This is a genomic window from Saccharomonospora sp. (assembly GCF_027317685.1).
Lineage (GTDB): Bacteria > Actinomycetota > Actinomycetes > Mycobacteriales > Pseudonocardiaceae > Saccharomonospora.
The window spans coordinates 1-6884 of sequence record NZ_DAHVQP010000042.1; the positions used below are offsets into that span (position 1 = coordinate 1).

Consider the following 6884-nt stretch of genomic DNA (forward strand, 5'->3'; position numbering starts at 1 on the left):
GCTCCAGGTCAACGGCTACGCCAACGTGGAGGCGATGTTCGACGCCGAACAGCTCGACTTCGTCGTCGTGTGCGTACCGCACGATGCTGGACGGCAGATCATCGAGGCCGCGGCCGGTCGAGGAATTCATGTGCTCAAGGAAAAGCCCTTCGCAACGACCTTGTCCGAGGCCAAGGAACTCGCGAAGGAATGCGAGCGCGCCGGCATTCATCTCATGGTGACGCTTCAGCGGCGGTTCAATCCCATCTATACGAGCTTCCACCAACTCGCGGACCAGATCGGCACCCCGTTCGTGGTCGATGCGGCGTACACGCTGCACATCGCCGACCCGTCCGAAGGCTGGCGCGGCCATGTCAACCGAGCGGGCGGCGGGTGCGTGATCGACATGGGGTACCACCTGGTCGACATGTTGCTGTGGTACTTCGGCCTCCCCGACCGAATCCTTGCGGACATGTCGATCAACGCGCAGCCGGACCGTGACTACGACGCCGAGGACACCGCTCTCATCCACTTCTCCTACGACAGCGGCCTCTACGGGTCCCTCCTGCTGTCCCGGTTCATCGGGCCGAAGACCGAACAGATCAGGCTCGTCGGCTCGAAAGGGATCGTGCACCTCGAACGCGGACGTATCCAGCGGCTCACCAACGACGGCGAGGTCGTGGAGTCACTGGCACGCGAGCAAGCGTGGCCATCGGCGGCCGTGTCCCAGGTCAACCACTTCTGCCGTGTCGTGGAAGGGCTGCGACCGAACGTCAGCGGCCCTCGCGAAAACCTTGCCCACCTGAGCTTCATCCAGGGCTGTTATGAGTCCGCCCGCACCCGAACCCACGTGAACCCGAAGGAGCTGTGAGTGAAGACGCTTGCCGTCAACGGTGGCACACCGGTGATCACGGAGCCGGGACCCCACTTCACCTGGCCGCCGATCACCTCGAACACCACCAAGGCAGTACTCGACCAGTTGGAAACCTCCGTCTCCATCTACGACCGCTCAGGCGTCATCGCCGAGCTGGAGGACGTGCTCAAGGACTACTTCGGCGTGCGCCATGCGGTACTCACCAGCTCCGGGACCGCAGCGATCCACTCGGCCTACGCGGCCGCTTACGTCGAGCCCGGCGATGAGGTGATCGTCCCCGCCTACACGTTCCTCGCCACTGCGACGCCGCTGCTGCACCTGGGCGCGATTCCCGTACTCGCCGACAGCGACGAGACGGGCAACGTCTCGGTGGCAGACGTCGAGGAGCGCATCACCGACAAGACAACAGCGATCATGGCAACCCACCTCTGGGGCCTTCCCGCGGCGGTCGACCAGCTGCGCCAGCTGGCGGACGAACACGGCCTGCTCTTCTTGAGGATGCCTCCCACGCTCACGGCGCGACCGTGGCGGACCGGAAGGTCGGCACGTTCGGCCACATCGCCGCCTTCTCGATGAACGGGCCAAAACCCCTCTCCGCCGGTGAGGGTGGTTTCGCGCTGACGGATGACGACGAGCTGTTCTACCGCCTGCTCCTGCACGGCCACTACAACAAGCGATGCCGCACAGAGATCCCCACCCAGCATCTGGCCCACCGCTATGCGGTCACCGGTATGGGGCTTAAGTTCCGTATCCATCCGCTCGCCGCGAGCATCGCCCTCGATCAGCTCGCCAACCTCGACGAGTACCTGACCGGCCGGCAACGCATCGCCGACTACCTCTGCCGCGAGCTGGCTCAGCTCCCCGGCCTTGCCGTACCTGCTGTACCCGCGGAGACGCGGCCCGCTTGGTATGGACTGCCGCTGACTTACGTACCCGACGAGCTCGGTGGTCTCTCGATCGAGCGCTTCCACCAGGCGCTGCTCGCCGAGGGACTTCGGGAGATCGACCGGCCCGGCTCGACGTGTCCGCTGAACCTGCTGCCGCTGTTCCAGGACCCGGATCCCATGTTGCCTGGCTACCGGCACGCCAATCGTGTCGCCTACCGCCCGGGCCAGTTCCCGGTGGCGGAGCAGGTCTGGCGGCACACGCTGAAACTTCCGGTCTGGCACCGGGAGGAGGACCTTCCCCTCGTCGACCGTTACCTCGAGGGAATCCGCAAAGTAATCGACAACCACGAAGAGCTACTAGGGTAGGCCGACATGATCGATGCTTCCGCGCTCGAAGAACTCACCACTCAGGCTGCGAATGACGGGGTACAGCAACTCGTCGTCGGAGCCGTCGTGCAGGCGGATGGCAAGGTGTTGTTGCTCAAGCGTCCGGCGGACGACTTCATGGGCGGGATCTACGAGTTGCCGAGCGGCAAGGTTGAGAGTGGCGAGAAGCTCGACGCCGCGCTGGTCCGGGAGGTCGACGAGGAGACCGGCCTGACGGTGACCGACATCGTCGAATACTTGGGGAGCTTCGACTACACCTCGGGCAGCGGTAAGAAGAGCCGCCAGTTCAACTTCGCCGTCGGTGTGGCCAAGCCCGAGCCTGTTCGCTTGAGCGAACACGACTCCCACCTGTGGGTCCCGCTCGACGAACAGCCCCCGGTGACGGACGCGGTCGAAGAGATCGTCCAGGCCTACCGGGGGCTGCATCAGGTGTGACCGGCGAGTGCCTGCTCGCGGGTCTTCATCGGCTGGGCAGGAGCGTGGAGATTCCGGGTAGTTCTCTCGCTCCAATGTCTCAACCTGGACCGCTTCGCCAGACCGCTCGCCAATCCGAGTACGAGCAGGGGCACGCACGCCACGACCGTGGTGACCGGCCACGGTGCGGTGGCGGTGCCCGCAGCCTCCATGACGTGGCTGGCGACTTGTGCGCCACCCCCGACGACCAGGCTCGCTGTGAAGGTGTGGCGAGCGAATGTGCGGGTACGTGTGGCGAGTTGGTTGGAGGCGAGTAACACCCTGAGTGCGTAGGCGGAGTAGAACTCCACGGACAGCGGCAGCACGACCGCGGTGTTCACGGTGAGCCCGGACCCGATGCCCGGTAGGAGGTTGATAGGGCCGAACCCGGTCAGCTCGCCAAGCCGAACCCAGCCACCCCAGATGGCGACAGCTGCGGCCAAGCCGATGACGGCCAGCGGCCAGGGACTTTGGTTTTTGTGCACCGGTCGTCGACTGGGCCGATCACTTCGGTTTCAGAACAAAGACCGAGTCGAGGGCGGCAACATCAGCGCTGGGTGTGAGTTACCTAACGTGATGGGGCTGCCGGGCGGCCAAATCGCCTCGCCCAAGAGCTTCCCTACGCCTGTCGAAACGTATGGAAAGTAACTCACCTGCGCCCCGGCTTACTCCGGACGGCACGTACCGACTCGTGAGGTTCGGCGTGTTGAGGTAACAGCCTTCCGTGTTGGTGAAGATCGGCGAGGCAAAGGACGCGAGCAAACGATTTGGGATTACCTGCGGGTCATGCTGCGATAGTGGTGCTGCCAATAGTCGTTGGCTTCGGCGCGGGGATATTGTCTTCACGCAAACCTTCGAGGTGAAAGCGCATAGCTTCCCTCATTTCGGCTATGGCTTCGTCATACGTAGAGCCAAGTGCCACACAGCCTGGAAGGTCAGGTGCCCAGGCCCCATAGCCTCTGTCTTCCGTCCGTTCGACGAGCACTACGTAGTCAGTCACTGCGCCTCCCTGGATAGGCCCGCCTATTTTAGGATGCTCCGTTCCATCCCTGGCGACAAGTCGCGGCTGGGCTGACCAGGGATTGTCACACGCCCAGGTTTGGTCGGATGCTTGTACTGGCGATGACTACCTCGGGTTTTCACGTGAACTCACCCGTCTGCTTCGATCAAGCGGATTATTTTGTCGACTTTGAGTGGCACCGTGCTCCTTGAGCTAAAGGAAGTGGCTCCTAGTCCATGCCTCGGAAACTGACGACTTAGAACATAGAGCCAGTCACCTTCCGTAAGAGGCTGTTCAGCCCGATTCATCCGTTCAGGTGCTGACGTCGGCTGCGGCAAGCGCGATTCCCACATGGTGTGGGCAGCCAGGTTGTCGTTTGCTAGAGCGTTCGTCGTCTCTGCCGTACGGATGGTGAGCATATTTCCGCGTTGGGTGGTGGGTCGTGGTCGATCATCGGCCAGGCGGGGCTGTGGTCGATGATGCGCCAGAGCCGTGTTGTGGGGGTGTCGTCGGTGGTGGGGTGGTGGAGGACGGTGGGCACGTCATGCATCGGCGGGGGCTTCGATCGTGGGGTGGGTGGTGTGTTCGGCGGCGCGGGTGATCATGTCGTGGCCGAGTGCGCAGAGTGCTTCGCCGAGTCGGTGTAGTCCGGTGGCGGGCAGTTCGCCGCCGTCCTGGGCGGCCATGAGGGCGAGGGTGATCTCGCCGATGCTGGTGTTGACGCGGCGCAGGCGGGTGAGCGGTTCTCGGTCGCGTGCGATCACCGTGCACCGTCCTCGGTGTCGGTGCTGTCGGGCTCGGTGTCGGGTTGGGGTGGTTTGTCGGCCTCGTCGTCACGGTCGAGGCGGCCGTTGGGGCCAAGTCGGTAGCCGTAGCTGGGTGTGCTGCACGCTCCGTTGATCCAATTCATGGACCGGAAAAGTAGACACCCCAGGAAGCCACGCGAGGTACATGTAGGTACCCGGTGTCGAGAGGGACATTCTGTCCCTTCACACGGTCAGGTGAGCACACCGAGCCGTGCTGCGAGGTCTGACGCTTCTCGTTCGATCAACCGGTTCCCTGAGGTGACCAGCTCAGCGGCCAGGTTGCGGGACAGGGGATGGCAGCGCATCGACTCGGTGCTCGCCGCTGTGGCGCGCTGCAATGTGTGCAGGGCACTGATGTGATCGCGGCGTTGTACGTAGGCACGAGCGGTTTCCAGCCAGAGCCGCGCTTGTCGGTCCCGCGATGGAATCCTGTCGGGGTCGACGGCTTCGGCCTTGTCGAGAGCAGTGCCCCCTTTGCGGAGATCGACGGCGACCGACACTCCGGTCAGGTCCGTATTGGACCGACCGAACAACGTCCACGGGTGGGCGTAGTCGCTTGGCAGGCGCGGGACCATCGCATCGGCGTCATCGAGGAACCGGAAAGCGTCACCTTCGCGGCCGAGACGTGCGGCTGTGATCGCCGCGTGCAGCCTGCACGCTCCCCACAGAGCCCGCGTGTTGTCGTCCTCGCCGCCGAGATACGGCTCAAGTACGTCAGCGGCGTTCATGGCGAGTCGGAGTGCATCGTCCTCCCGGCCGGTGGATCGCCACACGTTGCCGACGACCCACGCCGCGGCAGCGAGACTCACCGGGTCGTCGGCTTGTTCGGCCGCGGCCATGCAACGGTCGGCGGACAACCACAACAACGCGGAATCCGACACCCACGCAAGCGCTTGCTCGGCCAATGCGTAGCTGGCCACCAATGCCGCGTTCGCGGTGCGGCGTTCTGTCCCGGTGAGGACACGGGCAGCGCGGCGCGCATCCCGCAGCAACGGCGGCAGCAGCCGCCCCATATCGGCGCGTGGGGCACTCGACGAGTGCCACACACGCCACGCATATGCGGCCCGGTCGACCAAGTCGTCGGCCTCGTAGTGGATTTCGCGGTCGACGACCAGGACCGTTTCTTCGATCGCTTCGCGGATGGCGGGTACTGCTTCGTGACCTTCGCGAAGGGTGGCGGTGACGGTGATGGACTGATCCCCGATCAGCGCGGCAACGTCATGAAGGCCGAGCACGTCGGCGAGTTTGACGAGCATCTCTAAACGGGGCGGCAGCAGGTGCCCTCGTTCGACCTTCTTGAGCCAATCCGGGGATCGTCCGACCAGACCAGCGAGAACAGGACGCGACATGCCACGTCGCTCGCGGTATGCCTGGATGCGTTCCCCTACGGGCTTTCCAGCGAAATCGTTGACGTGCACACCGATCACCCCTTTGCGGAAGTCGTTTGTCCCTCCACGGAAAGCCCCGAGGACTCAGTCCTGATCCCTCGATCTCCGTGGAGGGACCTATCTGTCAGAGTAGCGATCGGTGTGCGTTTGAACACATAAAATCACTTCGACATCATGCGTCGACTGAAGACGATGGGGTGGGAGACGGTCTTGAAGACCGTCGCTGCATCACGGGCTGTTCTGTTGCCCAGGAGATCGCGAGGGGTACAAACCGTACCCCTCGCCCGTTCGATCTAGGCGGCGACGCCGACCCGCCGACACCGGGTCGAGCGTGTCGGCTGTGCGGAGCGCTTCACCCGGACGGCAGAGTTCAACGCTGAGCGTGACCGCGTGGGCGGTCACCACAGCGGAGGAGAAGCTGCTCTGCATGTGCCGATATCCCGGCCCGAGGCCGCGCGCTATGCGGTCGGCGACTTCCCAGTGTGCCCACGCCTCACCCTGCCGCCCACGGCGTGCATGGACATAGGCGATCTCCGCCTCCAGTGCCCCGACCATGCCTCGCCAATCCGTCGGTGCCGTGTCCAGATGGGGCTCAAGCTGTCCGATGGCGTCTGTGGTGAGTGCCAACGCCTCGTCCTAGCGACCGGCATCGCGAAGCGCCTGCACCATCGCCCACGCGCCGCCGGCGGCACAGTAGGGATCGTCGGCCTCCTGTCCTTCGGCGACAGCACGGTCGGCGACCAGCCGCACGAGTTCCGGGGCGGGCTGATAGGCGACGTAGAAGTCGGCGAGTTGGTACACCCCTGACAGAACCCGGCGGGCATTGCGGCGTTCGTCGCCGCGGAGCGTGCGATACTTCCGTTCACCGATCAAGCCCCCCGGCGTCGGGGCGTCAGCCGTCGGGGGAAGACGTCGTCCGGTCGACGCGGTCCTGTTGCGTGGCCTCGGAGGCGGGGATGATGCTGATGCCGCCCGAGCTTTCCAAAATGGCGTACTCGATCTGTGTCAGATGCAGCAGACCTTGCTGTTTTCGGGCGGCCAACAACACATCGTTGATGTTGATGTGTTCCTTCCTCATCCGGGTCTCCAAAGGCTTACCGTGCTCCACCA

11 protein-coding genes and 1 pseudogene are annotated in these 6884 nt (G+C 64.2%); 3 read left to right on the top strand and 9 right to left on the bottom strand.

What is annotated here, in order from left to right; all coding sequences use genetic code 11:
* The 3 genes and pseudogenes from M7H19_RS04705 to M7H19_RS04715 form a co-directional block, all read left to right on the top strand.
* Positions 1–850: Gfo/Idh/MocA family oxidoreductase (locus M7H19_RS04705; protein ID WP_298177497.1), on the top strand; the 850-nt coding region annotated here is incomplete at its 5' end.
* A gap of 33 nt (positions 851–883) precedes the next feature.
* Positions 884–2106, top strand: a pseudogene (locus M7H19_RS04710) (DegT/DnrJ/EryC1/StrS family aminotransferase).
* Positions 2107–2112: 6 nt separating this feature from the next.
* Positions 2113–2562, top strand: coding sequence for an NUDIX domain-containing protein (locus tag M7H19_RS04715; RefSeq protein ID WP_298177499.1), 450 nt, complete (start codon positions 2113–2115; stop codon positions 2560–2562).
* On the opposite strand, the gene M7H19_RS04720 is transcribed toward M7H19_RS04715, so the two are convergent.
* From M7H19_RS04720 to M7H19_RS04760, 9 genes are all read right to left on the bottom strand, one after another.
* Positions 2553–3023, bottom strand: coding sequence for a hypothetical protein (locus tag M7H19_RS04720; protein ID WP_298177501.1), 471 nt, complete (start codon positions 3021–3023; stop codon positions 2553–2555). The genes M7H19_RS04715 and M7H19_RS04720 overlap by 10 nt on opposite strands.
* A gap of 341 nt (positions 3024–3364) precedes the next feature.
* Positions 3365–3580, bottom strand: a complete 216-nt coding sequence (locus tag M7H19_RS04725) for a type II toxin-antitoxin system HicB family antitoxin (protein WP_363321333.1) — start codon at positions 3578–3580, stop codon at positions 3365–3367.
* Between the two features lie 23 nt (positions 3581–3603).
* Positions 3604–3723, bottom strand: a complete 120-nt coding sequence (locus tag M7H19_RS04730) for a type II toxin-antitoxin system HicA family toxin (protein ID WP_298177503.1) — start codon at positions 3721–3723, stop codon at positions 3604–3606.
* Between the two features lie 399 nt (positions 3724–4122).
* Positions 4123–4344, bottom strand: a complete 222-nt coding sequence (locus M7H19_RS04735) for a hypothetical protein (protein WP_298177505.1) — start codon at positions 4342–4344, stop codon at positions 4123–4125.
* Complete coding sequence (locus M7H19_RS04740; protein ID WP_298177507.1) at positions 4341–4490, bottom strand: hypothetical protein; 150 nt, start codon at positions 4488–4490, stop codon at positions 4341–4343. The genes M7H19_RS04735 and M7H19_RS04740 overlap by 4 nt, the downstream gene beginning before the upstream one ends.
* A gap of 87 nt (positions 4491–4577) precedes the next feature.
* On the bottom strand, positions 4578–5804 hold the full coding sequence (locus M7H19_RS04745; protein WP_298177509.1) for a helix-turn-helix transcriptional regulator: 1227 nt from the start codon (positions 5802–5804) through the stop codon (positions 4578–4580).
* A gap of 198 nt (positions 5805–6002) precedes the next feature.
* On the bottom strand, positions 6003–6401 hold the full coding sequence (locus tag M7H19_RS04750) for a hypothetical protein (protein WP_298177512.1): 399 nt from the start codon (positions 6399–6401) through the stop codon (positions 6003–6005).
* A 9-nt stretch (positions 6402–6410) separates the two neighbouring features.
* Positions 6411–6647: a hypothetical protein gene (locus M7H19_RS04755; protein ID WP_298177515.1), complete on the bottom strand. Its 237-nt coding sequence runs from the start codon at positions 6645–6647 to the stop codon at positions 6411–6413.
* A 19-nt stretch (positions 6648–6666) separates the two neighbouring features.
* The coding region (locus M7H19_RS04760; protein ID WP_298177517.1) for a YetF domain-containing protein at positions 6667–6884 on the bottom strand (218 nt) is incomplete at its 5' end.

Coding starts and splice junctions, on each gene's coding strand:
- M7H19_RS04715 (WP_298177499.1), top strand. CDS start 2,113: ATGATCGATGCTTCCGCGCTCGAAGAACTCACCACTCAGGCTGCGAAT.
- M7H19_RS04740 (WP_298177507.1), bottom strand. CDS start 4,490: ATGAATTGGATCAACGGAGCGTGCAGCACACCCAGCTACGGCTACCGA.